The sequence below is a fragment of the Mycobacterium sp. IDUB_17 genome (assembly GCF_055419465.1).
In genome coordinates, this window is record NZ_JBVAXS010000001.1 from 1,106,428 (window position 1) to 1,122,753 (window position 16,326).

Below are 16,326 nucleotides of genomic sequence, written 5' to 3' on the forward strand. Positions count from 1 at the left end.
CCGCCACGTGGATCAGATCTGCCAGTCTTGCGCGCCATCCGGCTGGTTGTAGAGGCCGACGGAGTTCTTGACGACGACGGGGTCGCCACTGCCGAAGTGGTCGAAGAACCATTGCGCGTTCGCAGGGCTGAGATTGGGGCAGCCGTGGCTGACGTTGCGTTTGCCCTGAGCGCCGACCGACCAGGGGGCGCTGTGCGCGAAAATCCCTGTGTTGCTGAGGCGGACAGCATTCTCGACTTTGAGCTTGTAACCTTCGGCCGAGTTCACCGGAACTCCGTACGTTGACGAATCCATGATGATGTCGGCGAACTTCTCCAACACATAGTAGGTGCCGTTGGGGGTTTCATAGCCTGGCTTTCCCAGGGAGACGGGAAACGTCTTTTCCAGAACGCCGTTACGGTGGATCTGCATCTGATGAGTGTCGTCATCGATGGTGGCCACAAGTGCATCGCCGACCCGGAAACTGGACTTCGTGCCTGCGGCGTCAACGTTCACTACGGTGCCCGAGGGCCAGAAATCAATTGGCCGCCAACGCACTTGAGTGTCGCTCATCCAGTAGAACTTGCCGGGCACCGGAGGGTTGGATGAGACGCGAATGGAGTCCTCGGCCATCTGACGGTCGGCGATCGGCCGCTGGAACGTGATGGAGATCGGTTTGGCGACACCGACCGTCGACCCGTTGGCAGGGTTGAACGCCGGTGGCAGAAACGGCGGCTCGCCGCTGAACGGCATGGGGTTCTGTCCGGCCGGGGTGCCGACATTGGCCGCCGCGCCGAACGGGTTGAGCCAGGGCATCGGAGCCGGGTCGAGTTGTGGTGCCGGTTCGACGGGCTGGGGCGGGCCCGCGGGCTCTGCCAGGGCAGAAGTGCCGGCGACCGTTGACGCGGTGACCATCACGGTCGCCGCGATCGCGGTGATCCACAGGTGTCTGGTGCGGTGCTGCACTAGGCCTCCATCGACGATGTGTCCTTGATGACCGCGCCCGGTTGGGCGGATTCATGACGCCGCCCAGTCTACTAGCTACGTACGGGGATAGTAGATAGCGTGGGCCGGGGGCGATTGCTCGCCGTCGAGCCTGCCCGCCGAAAATATTTGTTTGCCATAGCATTTGTGAAGAATCCGTAAAGCTCTGCACGTAACCGCCACGGCTCTGACCTGCTAGATCAGAGCGTACGTAGTTATCCAATACGGGGCTTATGCGTAGGTTGTTGTGTGTTCGATATGAGTTTCGGCTCCCGCACCACAAACGCGATGGGCGATTTTCTTCAACGAACCTTCACAAGACCCATACCGATTCACTGAGCTCTGTGGTCAGGGTGGAGGACATGCCTGACGTCGCCAATCCGCCCCGGCTCAGTCGCCGGGGATTTCTCGTGGCGACCGCCACTCTGAGCGCCACAGCTATCGCGGGGTGTCAGCGCGACACCGGTGCCACGTCAGCCAGTGCGGGTGCCCGAGATGCGATCGCCGTGGCCGAAGCCCGTCGTCCGCACAGCGGACGCACCGTCTCCACCACGTTGACCGCCCAGCGCACGCGGGTGGATCTCGGCGGCACGATCGCCGACACCATCGCATACAACGACATGGTGCCGGGGCCGCTCCTGCGGGCATCGGTCGGTGATGAACTGGAGGTCACGGTACGCAACAGGCTCGGCCATGCGTCCTCGGTGCACTGGCACGGCCTCGCGCTACGCAACGACATGGACGGCGCGTCGCCGGCCACTCCCGATATTGCCGACGGCCGCGACTTCACCTACCGGTTCTCGGTGTCACATCCCGGGACGTATTGGGCCCATCCACACACCGGGCTTGATGCGGACACCGGCTTGTACTTCCCGGTGATCGTCGACGACCCGAATGACCCGGGCCGATATGACGCCGAATGGGTCGTGATGCTTGATGATTGGACGGATGGCGTCGGTCTGAGCCCCGCTCAGATCTATGACCGGCTACGCATGCCGTCGGGAGAAGGGCACGCGATGCCGGGTATGGACGGTGAGGCGGGGATGGGCTCGATGGGTGCCCACGACCGTTCACCGCTCGGCGGCGACGGCGGTGACGTCGACTACCCGATGTACGTGGTGAATGGCCGTAATGCCAAGAACCCCACCAGCGTCCGGGTGCGCCCTGGCCAGCGGGTGCGGGTCCGGCTGATCAACGCCGGCTCCGACACCGCGTTCCGGGTCGCGTTGGCCGGGCATCGAATGACCGTCACCCACACCGATGGATTCGCCGTGGTTCCCGCTGAGGTGGACGCCCTGCTGATCGGGATGGGCGAGCGCTATGACGTGGTGGTTACGGCGCGAGACGGGGTATTCCCACTGGTCGCGGTCGCCGAGGGGAAGGATGCGTCGACGCGGGCGTTGTTGGTGACCGCCGATGGTTCGACTCCGCCGCCCGACTATGCGCCGCCGGAATTGCAGGGCCGGCTCGGTACGGTCAGTTCCTTCGCCGCCACCCCGGAGGCCACCTTCGACTCGGCAGCCGCTGATGCCGAACTGCCCGTCGAACTGGGCGGCTCGATGGCCACCTATGACTGGACGATCAATGGCCGCTCGTTCGCGAACGCTCAGCCCCTGACCGTGCGCGAAGGGCAACGTGTCGCAATGACATTCCGGAACTCTTCGATGATGTGGCATCCGATGCATCTGCACGGGCACACTTTTCAGGTTCTGGGTGACGACGGGCGCCCGGGTGCCCGCAAGGACACGCTCATCGTGCTGCCGATGCAGCGACAACGCGTGATATTCGCCGCTGACAACCCGGGAATTTGGATGTTGCACTGCCACAACACCTATCACCAGGAGGGCGGGATGATGACGAGCCTCTCCTACGCCACCTGACCGGTGTTGAAGCCGGGGGAGTACTACGTACTAGCCTAAGTAGTAGTTACGGAGCTCGCGTCGAGGCGCGTGACGAGCCTCGACGCGAGGTACGCTCAGTTCACCGATCGTGGAGGGGTGCAGTGCGCGTACGAGGGTTCGGCGAACTCGAAGCCGACATCATGGATCGCATCTGGAATCGCGGTGACGCCGCGGTCACGGTCCGCGAGGTCTTCGACGAGCTCGCCGAGGAGCGCCGGATCGCCTACACCACAGTGATGTCGACGATGGACAACCTGCACACAAAGGGTTGGCTGGAGCGCGACCGCGACGGGCGTGCCTATCGGTACTGGCCGACGTTGAACCGCGAGCAGCACTCGGCTCAGTTGATGCGTGCGGCACTCGACGGCGGTGGCCGTTCCGATTTGGTGCTCGGCTACTTCATCGAGCAGATCGACCCGGAGGATTCCGATCGATTGCGTGCCGCGCTACGTTCATTGGCGCGCCGCTCCGCCAGGGCGAAGAAGCGGTGAACGTCGCCGCGGGCCTGCTGATCTACAGCGTGGCGGTGGTGCTGCTGGCACCGATGCTGCTCAGCGCCCTCACCCGCGGCGGTTCAGCCCCGAGATTCGGTGTGGCGGCGTGGTTGACCGCCATCGCGAGCGTATTGGCGACCTGGATCTTGATTCCGATACTGGTCATCGGCGACGTGGTGTTCCACGGAGGCCAGCGCAGATCTCTGTTGGCGTCCTGTGTGGAGTTGCTCTGCGATATCGCGGCCGGCCGCGCCGGCATCGTGGCGCAGGCGACGGTGGTCGTCGTCGCCGTTGCGCTGATCGTGGCGGTTGGTGGTTTCGGGATGCAGGCGCTACGGACCATCCGGCGGCTGCGCGCCCATGCCCATGGTCACGCTCAAGCTGTTCGGCTCGTGGGACGTCCGGCAGGCCCGCGTGATGTCTTCATCGTCGACGCCGATGAGTGCACCGCGTACTGTGTGGCCGGCGCGCCGCCCGCGATCGTGGTCACGACCGGCGCAATTGCCGCGCTCGGCAGCGATGAGCTGGCTGCCGTGCTCGCCCATGAGCGAGCGCACCTGGATGGGCATCATCTGAAGATCGTGACGGCGCTGCGCGGGTTGGCGATGGTGTTCCCAAGGGTCAAGCTGATAACCCGAGGCGCGCTTGATGTCGCTCGGCTGTTGGAGATGTGCGCAGACGATGCCGCGGCGCGCCGCTTTGGGGAGCACACCCTGCTGACCGGACTGATGGCTCTCGCCGGAGCCACACCTGCCCAGGCGCTCGGGGCCGCCGATGTGGCGTTGCTGAACCGCGCTGAACGTCTTGCGCTGCCACCCGCACCGTGGACCCGGCTCGGTTCGCGTGCGGGTCTTATCGGGGCGATGACGGTGATCGCTCTCGCCCCGATCGCAACGTTCGCGCTGGGGGCATCGGGCCAGTTCTGTCGCTGACGTCAGTGCTCGCGCTCGAACACAACGAGCGTGTCCGCCAGGTGGCCGTCGACGAAATACGCCCGGCAGGTGAAGGGATCCGAAATCGTACTGCCGGCCTCGGTCTGGGCGTCGACCGTTCCTGACACGTTCCATACGGTGATACGTGATTGCTCGACGCCCTTCAGCGGCTCGTCGGTGGTCAACGGGAACAAGTCCCGACTGTCGGGCTCGAGGTCACTGAGCTTCGACTCCACGTCGGTGAGCTGTGCGGTCGCGGGCGTCACCAGCTTGCCGCGCACATCGGTCTCGCAACGATCCTGAGCCTCGCGACCCGCCGCGTCCCCGAGACCAAAGCCATGTGTTCTCACGGCGATCACAGCGACGACGCCCAAAATGAGTGCACACGCCAGTAGCCACAACGGGACTCGTCGACCGGTCATGCTCACCCGGCGATTATCGCGTCAGTATTCAATGATGCGGGTGACATTGGGTGTCATCCCCGATTTGCGGACCGGCGAGATCTTGACCGGGACACCTGTCTGCTGGGCCTCGATCATTTGACCGTTGCCGAGGTAGAGCGCCTCGTGTTGTCCACCGCCGGGTCCCCAGAACAGGAGGTCGCCCCGCTTGGCCTGTGACGGCGCGAGTTGGCGTCCCGCGGTGTATTGATCGCCCGAATAGCGGGGGAGCAGCACGCCGACACCGGCGAACGCGTAACGGGTCAGTCCAGAACAGTCGAACCCGACGGTGCCGGCTCCAGAATCGACCCCTCGGCTGGGCCCGGTCAAGCTGCCGCCTCCCCAGGAATAAGGCACTCCGAGTTGGGTGCCGGCCCTCCGGATGACGTACTCGACAGCCTGTCTGCCGTACACACGGTTGCCGCGGAGTACGGGAGCCGCCGCACCGGTGTCAGCCGGTGCGAGTCCCAGGCTCCCCAAGAATTTTCGCCCCATGTCAAAGGTTGTCTGCGCCGCAAAAGCGCTTGCCTGTAACGACGCATTGGCGATGGCCACCGGATCGCCGGGCGCACCCGCGCTGAGCAGGTTGGGCAGAGTGGGATCCCACTGTCCGGCGTTGGGTTCGGCGTGGGCGAGCGGCGATCCTATCAATGCCAGCGAGGCTGCAGCCAAAACCCCTGTGCGCAAAAGTGTTCGACGTTCCCAGGAGATCTGGCCCGAGCGCGGATTGGAAGGCATGGTCCCGCAGTTCCTTTCCGCCCTGGGTCGGCCGTGGCCGATCCGGTATCGGACCATTCAATAACTACGTAGTAACTACGTACGTACGTACTCTACATCACAATAATCACGTGAGTCCCACTCGCAACAAAATTGCACTTCTGTAATTCCTTGTAGAGGTTGCGGTTTGGTATCGAGCCCGGCGACGGCCGGGTCCCCGAATGGCGTAGTCGACTACGCGGTACGCCGCGGTTTTGGCCAATCAGAATTGGAGAGGAGGCGACACCATTCAAGGGGGAGCGATGAATCCCGATCTATTGCCCGAAGACTTGCGGGATGATCGCCGGCTGCGTGCCGAGGAAGCCGACTACCCGATCAGGCAGGTCAATCCCGTCACCGGATACCGCACCGTGCTGTACCGATCTGGTACCGACGTGGATTTCCTCGGCTGGATCGAACTGGTGAATGAGGACCGCACTGCGGGCTACATCTACATCCGGCGGCCTGTGCAAAGCTGCTACCTGGGGCTCGATCGCTACGTGGTGATGGATGTGGTCCCCGAGTTGCTGGAATCGCTGATGCGGATCTTGCAGAGTGGGGAGCCGCTTCAGCTCAAGTTCTTTCACGGGGCAGCCGAACTCGAGCCGGCCGCGTTCCTGATGCACCGGGGCCAGGTGGACAGTCCCCGATGACCGGGTGCCCCAGAACAGGTAGCGGATTACTCATGGCACCTGCACCGCCGCTCCATACGCTTGTGGACATCGGGATGCAGAAGGGACGCCGGTGATGATCGTCTTGACGGATACCGTCCAAACCTGGGGCCATACGGCCACCGTTCACTACTCGCACGCGCCGCGCTCCGTCGTCGCTCAATCGAACCTTGCGTTGCACATGGAGTTCAACGTAGATCTTCCGCCCAAACCGATTTTCCGGAGCTTCGGGTTCTTTCGTACTGCCGTTGTCGGTGGATCAACCGTCACCGTGAACGGACCGTCTCTTGTCGCGGTCGGCGTGACCGAGCTGCATTTCGACCTCATGACGGACAACGGCGCATCGGTGTCGGTCGTCAATCAGTTCGATACCAGCGGGACCTTCTCCGGCCCGCCACTTCCGGCCGTCAGTGTCCGGAGGATCTCATTTCACCGCCCGGTGAACGGAACAACTGCGTACGCGCACACGACCAAGGTCTATTCCGGTGGGCGCGACATCAGCGAGCACGAAGCTGTCGAGACCGCAACGGCGACACTGAAATCGCTCGGTCTCGACCCCGCCGAGCTGATCATGAAAGTGACGACAGATGCCGATGTTGTGTCTCGGTTGCAGCGGCTCGACCCCGCGACGAATGAACTGGTCGACGAGGTGACCGATCCGCGAATCAGCTAGCGAAGTTCCGCGACGACAGAACGTGCCTCAGGATCGGTGGCCGTCCAGGAATCCGGTGAGCCCGGATGGCGCGTGCGGGCCGATGGCGATCTGCTCGACGACGCCGATTCCGGTGCGCTCGCCCATCGTTGCTTTGACGACGTTCTGTAGGTGGATCGAAGCGAAGTCGGTCGGGTCGAACTCGTCGAGACGGATGGATTCCCGGCCGATTTCGAGTTGTCCGTGGTTGGAACCGTGTCCCCAGTGCGGATGCCAATAGCCGATGCCGCGCATCCGGAAGGTGAACAGCTTCTCCACCTCGATATGCGTCTCGCCCTCGACGGGATCGGTGAACCACAGGTGCGCCCGCCGGATTTCGCGTCGCCCCGGCTCCCAGTCGAGTTCGTAGCCGATGTCGTAGCACTCCCGCACACCGACCCGACTGCACGGTGAAGCCCCCGCCGGCAGCGGATCCAGGATCTGCGCGGTCTCCAACCATCGGCGCCCGTCCTCGTGCTCGTGGAAGGCGTAGTGGGTGAAGCGATCTTCGAAATGCAGTGGTGCCCAAAGCCAGAACACCTGGAACGGCATCGGTTGCCGGAGCACCGGCACCTGCTCGCCGACCGGCCGAACTCCCCAGGAACGGTCCCGGGTCCCGGGCACCGAACCCGCGTTGACGGCGGTGTCCTCACCGTCGACGCTGATCGTCCCCTCCCAGGTACCCCATTGGGTCAGGCGGGTGTGGTCCGTCAGGATGATGCCTTCGGCGGTTCGGCGCGTTTGTCGTGGTTCCTCGATAGCGACCGTGGTGGCGCGGAACGTCAGGTCACAGGCGATGTTGTGTTCATTCGAGTCGACGATGTACCGGATGGTCCGCAGCGGTTCGGCCACCTCGATGCGGAACGGGCCGACGGTTGCCGACCTGTCCAGCGGCATGGCCCCGGAGGCGAAGATCGAGTGTTCCACGCCGTCTTTGACCAGACTGAACGCCGCGTCGATGACCCCACGAACCGGATAGTGTCCCATCGCCGCACCGAAGTAGAACTCGCCGTCGCGCTGATGACCGTTGAACCAGTAGCGGTCGTAGTGGTTGGGGTCAGCGCTGGCCGGCGTCGCGACCGGCTCGGCCGAGGAATGGATGGGGAAGTCGTCAAACGGTGTGAGCATCGGTCCTGTTTCTGTTCAGTTGCCCAGCAGGGAGAACGCGTCGAGGTCGGTGATCGCGGTGGCCGACCGTTCGGCCATGACCGTGAACATCCGGTCGCCGCGCTCGGAGGGCTGGCCTACCAGCGCACCGAGCACCGTGACGAAAGGCCCCTGGAACTGCGCGTAACGATAATCGTCCCGGCAACTTTCGAGGCTGTATCCGGTGACGCCGAGTTCGACCAACCGTCGGTGGTAGGCCTCGATGATCGAACGCTCGCCGGCGCGGCGGTCGGGTACTGACAGCCCCGGCGCGACGAGCAGCGCGACATCCCGCAGGGGTAGGCCGGTCGACATGACCTGCCAGTCCACCGCCACCACGGGATCGGTGGCACCCGCCTTGGCGAACAGCAGGTTGTCCAGGCGATAGTCACCATGCAGCAGCGCGAACGGTTCCCGGCGTCCGGCCGCCCAGGACATGAACTCGTCGGAATACCGCTGCAGTACCGTGGCGGTCTCGGGCTGCAGGGTGTACCGCTGCAGGAACTGGTCGGTGGCGTTGGCCAGCAGCTCGGCTGCGAACTCGGGCATTGCCGTCAGGTCGGGGATCAGCCAGTCCAGCTCGCGCACCGCGGGGTCATTCCAGGTGGAGGCGTGCAATCCGGCGGCGTTGACCGCCGCGGCCAGGGCTTCATCCACTGTGCAGCCGGCGATCTGATCACCCTGCTCGGCCGGGGCCAGATCTTCCAACAACAGCGTGAAGCCGTTGGCCTCCGCGTCGGAGGCTACGTAGTAGCAGCGGGGGAGCCGCGCACCGACCCGGTGTGCGTAGTCGCGGTAGAAGCTGGTTTCGCAGCGATAGCTGAGCGTGCCGGCTGCCCGGCTGTTGGCGTCGGTAGCCGGCAGCTTGATGATCAGCCGGTCGGGCCCGGTCCCGTCGGAGTAGTCGATGAACAGTCTTGAGCAGGAACCCATCTGACCGGTCCCAACGCGTTCCGAGGTCACCTGCCGCACGGTCGCAGCGATGCCGGACGAGTTCAGTGCCGCGGTGAGCCAGTGCGTGTCGACCTCGTCGGCAGTATCGACAACTCCCGGTGCAGGGACCGCGCTCCGGTCGGGATCCGTCGTCGTCACGCTTGGCCCGGTTCGTTGATCTTCACCAGCATCTTGCCGATGTTGGCGCCGTTGAACAGGCCGTTGAGGGCCTCGACGCTGGATTCCAGCCCCTCGTAAACGGTTTCGCGGTGCACCAGCAGCCCCGCTTGTTCCCAACCCTGCAGCGCGGCGAACGCCTCGTCGAAGCGCGCCCACTCTTCGAGTGCGATGAAGCCCTGCATCGTCGAGGCCGTGGCGAGCAGGTTCACGTAGTTGGACGGCCCGGGGTGATCGCCGTTGAGATAGCTGGAGATGAGGCCGCACATCACCACGCGCGCCTTGTGCGCAAGGTTGGCCAGCACCGCATTGAGAACATCCCCGCCCACATTGTCGAAGTAGACGTTGATCCCGTTGGGGCACGCTTCCTTCAGCGCGGCAGTCAGGTTGCCGGCCTTGTAGTCGACGCAGGCATCGAAGCCGAAATCCTCGACCACGACCCGGCATTTCTCCGGGCCTCCGGCGATACCGACCACCCGAGCACCGGCGATCTTGGCGATCTGGCCGGCCACCGACCCGGTGGCACCCGCGGCCGCCGAAACGACGACGGTCTCGCCCGCCTGCGGATTGCCGACACCCTTCATGCCGAAGTAGGCCGTCGCGCCGGTCGGCCCGTAGATCGACATCACGGCCAGCGGATCGGTGTATCCGACCACCAGCGTGCTGAACAGGTCATCGCGGATGATCGCGTAATCCTGCAGTCCGGTCAGGGTGGTCACGAGATCACCGACTTTGTAGGCATCACAACGTGATTCGACGACCTCGCCGATACCTGCCACCCGGACCACCTCGCCCAGCTCGAGGGCTGGAAGGTAGCCGGGCTCGCCGTCCAGCCACGTGCGAGCGGCGGCGTCGATGCCGACATAGGTGGTGCGCAGCAGCGCCTCGCCCTCCGCGGGTACTGGGGCGGGCACCGTCACCATCTCGGTGTCATCGGGAGACACCAGGCCATTGGGGCGGCGGCGCAACAGGACCTGACGGTTCTGGCGGTGCGCGGCGTCAGTCATGTTGCTGCTCATTTCTGTGACAGATCAAGGTGGTCGACTGAATTTTCATATTGATTCTTAGAACTCATATGGATTAACGTCAACCCCCAGATCGAGAGTGTCCCGCCTGGTAGGAGGATTCCGTGACCTCCAACGACTTGACGCCGCGGCGTGGCCGGCCGCCTCGAATCGACCAGAGTGCCATCGTGGCGGCGGTGTTGGAGATCGGTAGCGAGAACGTCACCATGCGCCGGGTCGCCGAGCATCTGGGCATCAGCCTTCCCGGGCTGTATCACCACGTGAAGAACCAGGACGATCTGCTGCGCCTCGCCGCCGAGCGCGCACTCGTCATGTCACCGCCGCCGCGGTACGCCGGCGAGCACTGGGCAACCTGGATGCGCAGTTACGCGTCCTACATCCGGACTGTGCTGGCGTCGGAGCCGGCATTGGTGGAGAAGTTCGTCACGGGCGGGGTGCGCGACGAAATGGAGATGGAATGCAACGGCGATGCGGTCGAGGCGCTCGCCGGGCACGGACTGGCGCCCGATGACGCGATGGCCGTGTGGGCGGCGGTGAGCGCGATGGCGATCGGCAGTGTCACCGAGGCGCATCGCGAACACCTTCATGCCGAAAGCGGACAGCCGTGGCTGGCCCGGATCTTCAAACTTCTCGCCAAGCGTCCCGCCACCGACTATCCGACATTGCGTGCCGTCGCCCAGTCCGGTTATGACCCGTTCAGCGAAGCCACCTTCCAACAGCGAATGACCATGTTGCTCAACGGCATTGCAGTGCAATATGGACTACCGCCGGAGCCCGCGGGCTAGCTACCAGGCATCCGGCGGACCGGCCCGTCGTCGAGCATCTGGGTTACAGCATCCAGCCGCAGTTCATCGGCCAGGTCGACGGCATGTACCCCAACCGACTGCCCGAACCGGGAGCCCAGCCCGTCTGATGTGATGGTTGCCGCGATTCTGGCACCATTGGAGAGATGGACGCGGATTCGAGACTGGGTCTCAATGACCTGTTCGATGAGGCGATCAACGCCGCGCTGAGGTCGCTTCCGGCCGATCTGCGTGCGGCAATCAGCAACGTCGAGATCGTCGTCGAGGACGAGCCTCCCGACGGCCAGCCGCTGCTCGGCCTGTACCGCGGCGTACCGCTGTCACAAAGGACCAGCACCTACAGCGGAGCGCTCCCCGACAAGATCAGCGTCTTCGCGGGGCCGATCACGCGACTCGCCGCCGGCGACGCGGATCGACTACGCCTCGAGATCAGGCACGTCGTGCTCCACGAGATCGCACATCACTTCGGAATCAGCGACAAACGACTGATCGAGATCGATCGCTACTGATGTGTCACTGGCCACCGGGCATGCGGCGGACCAGCCCGTCGTCGAGCATCTGCTGGAAGTGCTCGGTCACGGTCTGTTCGGCCGGCCGGTAGGCCAATCCCAGCTCGTCGCGGCTACGACTGTTGTCGAATGCCAACGGGTATCCGATGTTGCGATCGACGAACTGTCGAGTCAGCCCGGCTGCCGGGGCAATGGCTTTCACGAGCAGCTTGGGCGCGGTCATCCTCGGGAACGGGTAGAACGGTCCGAACCGGCGGCGCAGCACCTTGCCGATCTCCAGCAGGGTCAGCGAATCGGCGTTGACGATATAGCGGTCGTGGGCCTCGGGGGTGAACCCGGCGCGCAGGTGAGCATCGGCGACGTCACGCACGTCCACCACGCCCATGGTCAACGCGGGAGCACCGGCCAGCAGGGTGCCATCGGTGAACTGTTTCATCGTGCTCAGGCTGGCCGAATCGCTGGCGGTGGTGAGGGAAGGACCGAGCACCAGGCCCGGGTGGATGGTGACCATGTCCCAGCGGTCCTGCGCCTTTTGATACCGCCAGGCCTCCTGCTCCGCCACGGTCTTGGAATAGGGGTACGGCTGGTGGTCGACACTGCTGGTGGTGTTCCAGTGTTCGTCGGTGAAGACACCGCCGGGAACATCCCGTGTCTCACGGGCATCTCCGTAGATCGCGACCACGCTGCTGGTCAGCACCACACGCTTGACGCTGTCCGTGCGGTTGACCGAGTCAAGGACGTTGCGGGTGCCCTCCAGCGCCGGGCGGATCAGCGCCTCTTGCGCATCCTTGTAGCCGGAGAGCAGGAACGGCGACGCGGTGTGCATGACGAGCTCACACCCGTCCATCGCCTCGTCGAAGCTACCGGGCTCAAGCAAGTCGGCCTTGAACAGCTTCAACCGGCCGGGATGGTCAGCCGAAAGCTTGTGTAGGTGCTCGAGTCCGGACGTCTTCTGCGGGTTGCGCACTGTGCCGTGCACCGTGTGGCCGGCCTCCAGGAGATACCGGACGATCCAGCTGCCGATGTAACCACTGGCGCCTGTCACGAGCACCGGTGCGTCCGGGTCGATCGGGGTCCGGGGTGTGCTCATGGGGGTTCCTTCCGTTCGGACATCCGGGCGATATGCGGCCGCTGGCGCTGTCAGCGCCGCGGCGCCATTGATCAAGTTTGCCCTTCGGCGAGCACAGGGTGACAACAGTGCTCAATGTTGCTGGTTATCGGCCACTGTGCGGCCGATGTGGGGCACAGTTGCCAGTATGAGTAGCCAGAAGGTACCGAAACCGAGCGACCTCAAATCGGCCGCTCAAGCCGCGGTCGGCACGGCCCAGTCCGCCGTGGAAGCCGCACAGGCGGTGGCGAGCGGTGCGCTGCGTATTCCGCCGGCGTCGGCTCAACTCGCCGCGCAGTTGCCCGATTTGCTGGAGAACCTCGCCGTCGCGACCGAACGGCTCAACACCACGATCGATCGGACCGAACGGTATATGGCCATGGCCGACCCGATGTTCCGTACGGTGGACCGCCTCCTGCCGCAACTCGAATCGTTGATCAACACGGGCAACGACGTCTTCCGGATGTTGACCAACATCCCGGGCATCTCCACCCTGAACCGCTTTACCGGACGCGGTCAGGACGACCGGAGCTGACGCGGTTGGTAATGCAGTCCCGTCGGGCTACGTGATGCCGAGGACGGAAGCGGTGAAGCGCCAGAGTGTTTGTGTGGCTTGGTCAGAATTCGGTGTCGGGGTTGTTCGGAGTTGTTGTGCGATGCCGTGGCGCAGGCCGCCGATGACATAGGCACCAGCGCTGTCGGCATCCAGATCTGTTGGCAGTTCACCGAGTTGCTGTCCGTGGCGGATGTTGGTGGCGGCGTTGTCGATGAGGTCGTGAATATAGGCGGCTTCGAGTTCGGTGAGCTGTGGGTCGCTGGCGGTGCGGTTGAGAAGAATCGGCGCCAGCGGGTCGGCGAGGTGGTAGGCGACGAAGCGATGGGTGCGGTCGCGTTCGCGAGTGGCCCAGTCGCCGGTGGGGAGGTGGGCGTCGGCGATGGCGTGGCGCAGTCCGTCGTAGAAGCCGTCGTAGATCGCCGTCAGGAGACCACTCTTCGATCCGAAGTGGTGATAGAGGGCGCCGGTGCTGAGCCCGGCGCGGCGCGTCAGCCCGCTGAGCTCGATGACACCGTTTTCCTGGACGAGTTCGTCGCGGGCGGCATCGAGTAGTTGTTGACGTCCGATTGGGGCCCGTGCCATAGTCCGAAGAATAACAGAAGTCAGTTATGTCTCGGTGAGGGCGATATGAGCACTGAAGTGACCTCGTTGACGGAGTTGGCCGGCGACCTGGCCGGCACCTATCGGCGCACCCGCAGCAGCGGTGAGCAGGTCGACCATGCGGTGGCCGAGGCGGATCTGGCGGCGGTCCTGCGCGACGGCTACGTGATCCTGCCTGATCTGCTCACTACTGCCGAACTCGACGCGATTCGGGAGTCTGTGGGGCCGCTGTTGGATCGGCGGGGCCGCAACGGGTTCGAAGGCCACGCCACCCAGCGGGTGTACAGCGTGTTGAACAAGACCCGCAGCTGTGACCGGATCGCCGATCATCCACGCGTGCTGGCACTGCTGGACCGGCTATTCATGCCGAACTACCTGTTGTCGATGTTGCAGGTCATCAGGATCCTGCCGGGGGAGCAGGCACAGATGTTGCACACCGACGACAGCTTCTATCCGCTGCCCCGACCGCGAAAAGCCTTGGGCGCGGCCACCATCTGGGCGATCGATGATTTCACAGCCGACAACGGTGCGACCGACATCGTCGCGGGCAGCCATGAGTGGGGTGATCGGCAGCCCGAGCCCGCCGAACGCGAACCGGTGGTGATGAGCGCCGGGTCGTGCGTCTTCTTTCTCGGGACGCTGTGGCACGGCGGCGGTGCCAACCGATCCGCGAACGCACGCCTGGCGCTGACGGCGCAGTATTGCGAGCCGTGGTTGCGCCCGCAGGAGGCATTCACCTTGTCCATGACCCGCGACACCGTGCGGGCGGTGTCCGAGGACATCCGGCGCATGCTGGGCTACAGCATCCACCCGCCGTTCATCGGCCAGGTCGATGGCATGCACCCCAAGCGGCTACTCGAACCAGGCGCCCCGTCGGTCTGATGTGGCCACCAAACTTGTTCGATCACTTTATGATCCACGCGTTTTCGCTGAAGGCAACGATAGATGCCAATGCGCCGGGCTGAACGGGGTCAAGGCTGTCGCTTTTTTGTGTGACTGCGAGTATCGTTAAACGTGTTGGTGTTCCGTCATACAGATTGCCCATCCGGGTTTGGAGCATCGATTCAATAGGCCGCTTGGCTCGGCCATAGATGGGAGCGTCTACATGACGCTACAAGCGGTTGAGAATTCGCACCGGGTGCAAGGCCCGTCCCGTACTCCAAGATTGCGGTTGAAACCGAAGGCGCCACGCAATGGGTTTGTCGATGGGGCGTGGTGGCCCCGCGGCGATGACCTCAGCGCTGAACTTCCCGACCTACTAGCGGTGCTGTCCGTCAGGCTGGGACACGTCGAACGGGTACTCTACCGATTGTCTGACTGGAGGCCCGCGCCTCGAAAGCTCGACACCGGTGGCGTTGCAGTCAAGCTGGACGGCTATGAGCGCCAACCGATTTCAACTATCAGTCTGCTAGGTCCTGGATTCCGTCGACTCGATTTGCTGGTCGTAGCTGTGCACGCGGACCCCTCCGATGCGCACGCGACGATGATGAGGGCTGCACATCCCAGCGACGAGACCCATGTGGACCGCCTTCTCGGGATCGAACCGCGCGTCCGGATCAGCTTGGACCGGGCCAGCGTTGCCCAGCGTCGCTGGGAATCAGAGATATCAATCCACGCAGCGCTTCCCGGATGCCCATCCGGTGACGGCTTCTGAAGAACAAGACGCTGGCGATATCGTCAGGGATCGGATTTGACCATGACTGTACAAGTAACCCGCAACGACGGCGTCACTGATGAGTTTGCACGCTTCGGCGATCGCTATGTCAAACACAACGACGGGTCATTAGAAGTTATCCGAGCCGAAACAATGCCGGCCGCGACCTATCCGGTGGGCGGCTGGACTGAGGTGGCCGGAGACGAAAAGCGAAAGCCCCACAGGCTATTTCATCACCGCTCATAGTTCGACTACTGCCAGGCGAGCCTTGAGTCAGGTTCGAGATTCGCTCGCTCCTTTGACCGACCCTGATCCTGGTCAGAGTTCGACCACCAAACCTGATGCGTCACAACACATCCATCGCCGGAGGCAATTTGCCATCCGGTGAATGCCGGCCCCTGGGAAGTTTCGGTGTCAGCCGCGTAGCTGCGCTAACTTTGGGGAAACCGTAGTTCCACCTTCTGATTCCCAGCGTTCTTGAGCAGTGGAAGCTTGGGTGCGTCTGTCCCGGTCTCGTTGGCTGATCATGAGCAATCCGTCGACGGTCGCGGCATTGTGGGGTTGCGCCGCGGTCATCATGGTGCGGTGTGCGTCGTTGGCGTCGGTGTGAGGCGGGATCACCAGTAGCGTGAGCCGGTCACCGTCGAGCCCGAGAACTTCAACGGTGTTGATCGGCTGTCGCCGATACCCATCCAGGCGTACCGCCCGCCCTCCGGTGATGAGCTTTCGTGGCGCGTTCGCCCATGCGCTCAGGTGATACAGCACCCGGTCGATGCGGCCCAGGCGCACCGAGAGCACGGCCAGCAGGTCTGGCAGCTCTGCGCTGAGGTCATCTGTGTGCGGCCACCACGCCCCGTCGACATAGCCACTTTGTGGTGCTTTGGGCTTTAACCGTAGGCGCGGCGTACGCGCCGGCACGGTGGAGTTCTGATCATTTCTGCGTGTCTGCTGTGGCGTCATGGAGACG

The 16,326-nt window shown here is 63.9% G+C and carries 20 protein-coding genes; 11 read left to right on the forward strand and 9 right to left on the reverse strand.

The genetic code is table 11. From position 1 onward, the window contains the following. Positions 1–12: 12 nt before the first annotated feature. On the reverse strand, positions 13–894 hold the full coding sequence (locus tag ACZYZ7_RS05195) for a L,D-transpeptidase (protein WP_463740553.1): 882 nt from the start codon (positions 892–894) through the stop codon (positions 13–15). Positions 895–1,325: 431 nt separating this feature from the next. Here ACZYZ7_RS05195 and ACZYZ7_RS05200 point away from each other — a divergent pair, with 431 nt between their 5' ends. The 3 genes from ACZYZ7_RS05200 to ACZYZ7_RS05210 all read left to right on the forward strand — a co-directional run bounded on the left by ACZYZ7_RS05200 (position 1,326) and on the right by ACZYZ7_RS05210 (position 4,290). Beyond that, positions 1,326–2,843: a multicopper oxidase family protein gene (locus ACZYZ7_RS05200; protein WP_463740361.1), complete on the forward strand. Its 1,518-nt coding sequence runs from the start codon at positions 1,326–1,328 to the stop codon at positions 2,841–2,843. 122 nt (positions 2,844–2,965) lie between these two features. Further along, positions 2,966–3,355, forward strand: coding sequence for a BlaI/MecI/CopY family transcriptional regulator (locus tag ACZYZ7_RS05205; RefSeq protein ID WP_135454656.1), 390 nt, complete (start codon positions 2,966–2,968; stop codon positions 3,353–3,355). Then, positions 3,352–4,290 (forward strand): M56 family metallopeptidase, encoded by a 939-nt coding sequence (locus ACZYZ7_RS05210; protein WP_463740362.1) that lies wholly within the window; start codon positions 3,352–3,354, stop codon positions 4,288–4,290. Before ACZYZ7_RS05205 ends, ACZYZ7_RS05210 begins: the two co-directional genes overlap by 4 nt. A 2-nt stretch (positions 4,291–4,292) precedes the next feature. Here the strand turns inward: ACZYZ7_RS05210 and ACZYZ7_RS05215 are convergent, their stop codons facing one another. Beyond that, positions 4,293–4,691 (reverse strand): hypothetical protein, encoded by a 399-nt coding sequence (locus ACZYZ7_RS05215; RefSeq protein WP_463740363.1) that lies wholly within the window; start codon positions 4,689–4,691, stop codon positions 4,293–4,295. A 42-nt stretch (positions 4,692–4,733) separates the two neighbouring features. Next, on the reverse strand, positions 4,734–5,468 hold the full coding sequence (ripB, locus tag ACZYZ7_RS05220; RefSeq protein WP_463740364.1) for an NlpC/P60 family peptidoglycan endopeptidase RipB: 735 nt from the start codon (positions 5,466–5,468) through the stop codon (positions 4,734–4,736). A gap of 281 nt (positions 5,469–5,749) precedes the next feature. Between ripB and ACZYZ7_RS05225 the strand changes: the two genes are divergently transcribed. Both ACZYZ7_RS05225 and ACZYZ7_RS05230 read left to right on the forward strand, forming a co-directional pair. Beyond that, positions 5,750–6,139: a hypothetical protein gene (locus ACZYZ7_RS05225; RefSeq protein ID WP_463740365.1), complete on the forward strand. Its 390-nt coding sequence runs from the start codon at positions 5,750–5,752 to the stop codon at positions 6,137–6,139. A gap of 91 nt (positions 6,140–6,230) precedes the next feature. After that, positions 6,231–6,830: a hypothetical protein gene (locus tag ACZYZ7_RS05230; protein ID WP_463740366.1), complete on the forward strand. Its 600-nt coding sequence runs from the start codon at positions 6,231–6,233 to the stop codon at positions 6,828–6,830. A gap of 27 nt (positions 6,831–6,857) precedes the next feature. Here the strand turns inward: ACZYZ7_RS05230 and ACZYZ7_RS05235 are convergent, their stop codons facing one another. Genes ACZYZ7_RS05235 through ACZYZ7_RS05245 form a run of 3 tightly spaced genes read right to left on the reverse strand, consistent with a single transcriptional unit; the run spans position 6,858 to position 10,111 of the window. Next, positions 6,858–7,976, reverse strand: a complete 1,119-nt coding sequence (locus ACZYZ7_RS05235) for an Rv3169 family protein (RefSeq protein WP_463740367.1) — start codon at positions 7,974–7,976, stop codon at positions 6,858–6,860. A gap of 15 nt (positions 7,977–7,991) precedes the next feature. Next, on the reverse strand, positions 7,992–9,086 hold the full coding sequence (locus ACZYZ7_RS05240) for a phosphotransferase (RefSeq protein ID WP_463740368.1): 1,095 nt from the start codon (positions 9,084–9,086) through the stop codon (positions 7,992–7,994). Further along, entirely contained in the window at positions 9,083–10,111 is a 1,029-nt protein-coding gene (locus ACZYZ7_RS05245) for an NADP-dependent oxidoreductase (RefSeq protein ID WP_463740369.1), read from the reverse strand. The genes ACZYZ7_RS05240 and ACZYZ7_RS05245 overlap by 4 nt, the downstream gene beginning before the upstream one ends. A gap of 122 nt (positions 10,112–10,233) precedes the next feature. Between ACZYZ7_RS05245 and ACZYZ7_RS05250 the strand changes: the two genes are divergently transcribed. Beyond that, positions 10,234–10,914, forward strand: a complete 681-nt coding sequence (locus tag ACZYZ7_RS05250; protein WP_463740370.1) for a TetR family transcriptional regulator — start codon at positions 10,234–10,236, stop codon at positions 10,912–10,914. 164 nt (positions 10,915–11,078) lie between these two features. Then, positions 11,079–11,441, forward strand: a complete 363-nt coding sequence (locus ACZYZ7_RS05255; RefSeq protein WP_450071808.1) for a metallopeptidase family protein — start codon at positions 11,079–11,081, stop codon at positions 11,439–11,441. A 4-nt stretch (positions 11,442–11,445) separates the two neighbouring features. On the opposite strand, the gene ACZYZ7_RS05260 is transcribed toward ACZYZ7_RS05255, so the two are convergent. After that, complete coding sequence (locus ACZYZ7_RS05260) at positions 11,446–12,531, reverse strand: SDR family oxidoreductase (RefSeq protein WP_463740371.1); 1,086 nt, start codon at positions 12,529–12,531, stop codon at positions 11,446–11,448. 166 nt (positions 12,532–12,697) lie between these two features. Between ACZYZ7_RS05260 and ACZYZ7_RS05265 the strand changes: the two genes are divergently transcribed. Then, positions 12,698–13,084, forward strand: coding sequence for a hypothetical protein (locus tag ACZYZ7_RS05265; protein WP_135454678.1), 387 nt, complete (start codon positions 12,698–12,700; stop codon positions 13,082–13,084). A gap of 27 nt (positions 13,085–13,111) precedes the next feature. On the opposite strand, the gene ACZYZ7_RS05270 is transcribed toward ACZYZ7_RS05265, so the two are convergent. Next, on the reverse strand, positions 13,112–13,687 hold the full coding sequence (locus tag ACZYZ7_RS05270) for a TetR/AcrR family transcriptional regulator (protein WP_463740372.1): 576 nt from the start codon (positions 13,685–13,687) through the stop codon (positions 13,112–13,114). 45 nt (positions 13,688–13,732) lie between these two features. Here ACZYZ7_RS05270 and ACZYZ7_RS05275 point away from each other — a divergent pair, with 45 nt between their 5' ends. The 3 genes from ACZYZ7_RS05275 to ACZYZ7_RS05285 all read left to right on the forward strand — a co-directional run bounded on the left by ACZYZ7_RS05275 (position 13,733) and on the right by ACZYZ7_RS05285 (position 15,605). Beyond that, positions 13,733–14,587: a phytanoyl-CoA dioxygenase family protein gene (locus ACZYZ7_RS05275; RefSeq protein WP_135454682.1), complete on the forward strand. Its 855-nt coding sequence runs from the start codon at positions 13,733–13,735 to the stop codon at positions 14,585–14,587. Between the two features lie 223 nt (positions 14,588–14,810). Continuing rightward, positions 14,811–15,359, forward strand: coding sequence for a DUF5994 family protein (locus ACZYZ7_RS05280; RefSeq protein ID WP_463740373.1), 549 nt, complete (start codon positions 14,811–14,813; stop codon positions 15,357–15,359). 42 nt (positions 15,360–15,401) lie between these two features. Beyond that, positions 15,402–15,605 carry a hypothetical protein gene (locus ACZYZ7_RS05285; protein ID WP_135454686.1) on the forward strand — a complete coding sequence of 68 codons (204 nt, stop codon included), beginning with the start codon at positions 15,402–15,404 and terminating at the stop codon, positions 15,603–15,605. Between the two features lie 168 nt (positions 15,606–15,773). Here ACZYZ7_RS05285 and ACZYZ7_RS05290 read toward each other — a convergent pair whose 3' ends face one another. Continuing rightward, complete coding sequence (locus ACZYZ7_RS05290; protein ID WP_463740374.1) at positions 15,774–16,319, reverse strand: DUF5994 family protein; 546 nt, start codon at positions 16,317–16,319, stop codon at positions 15,774–15,776. Between the last annotated feature and the right edge of the window lie 7 nt (positions 16,320–16,326).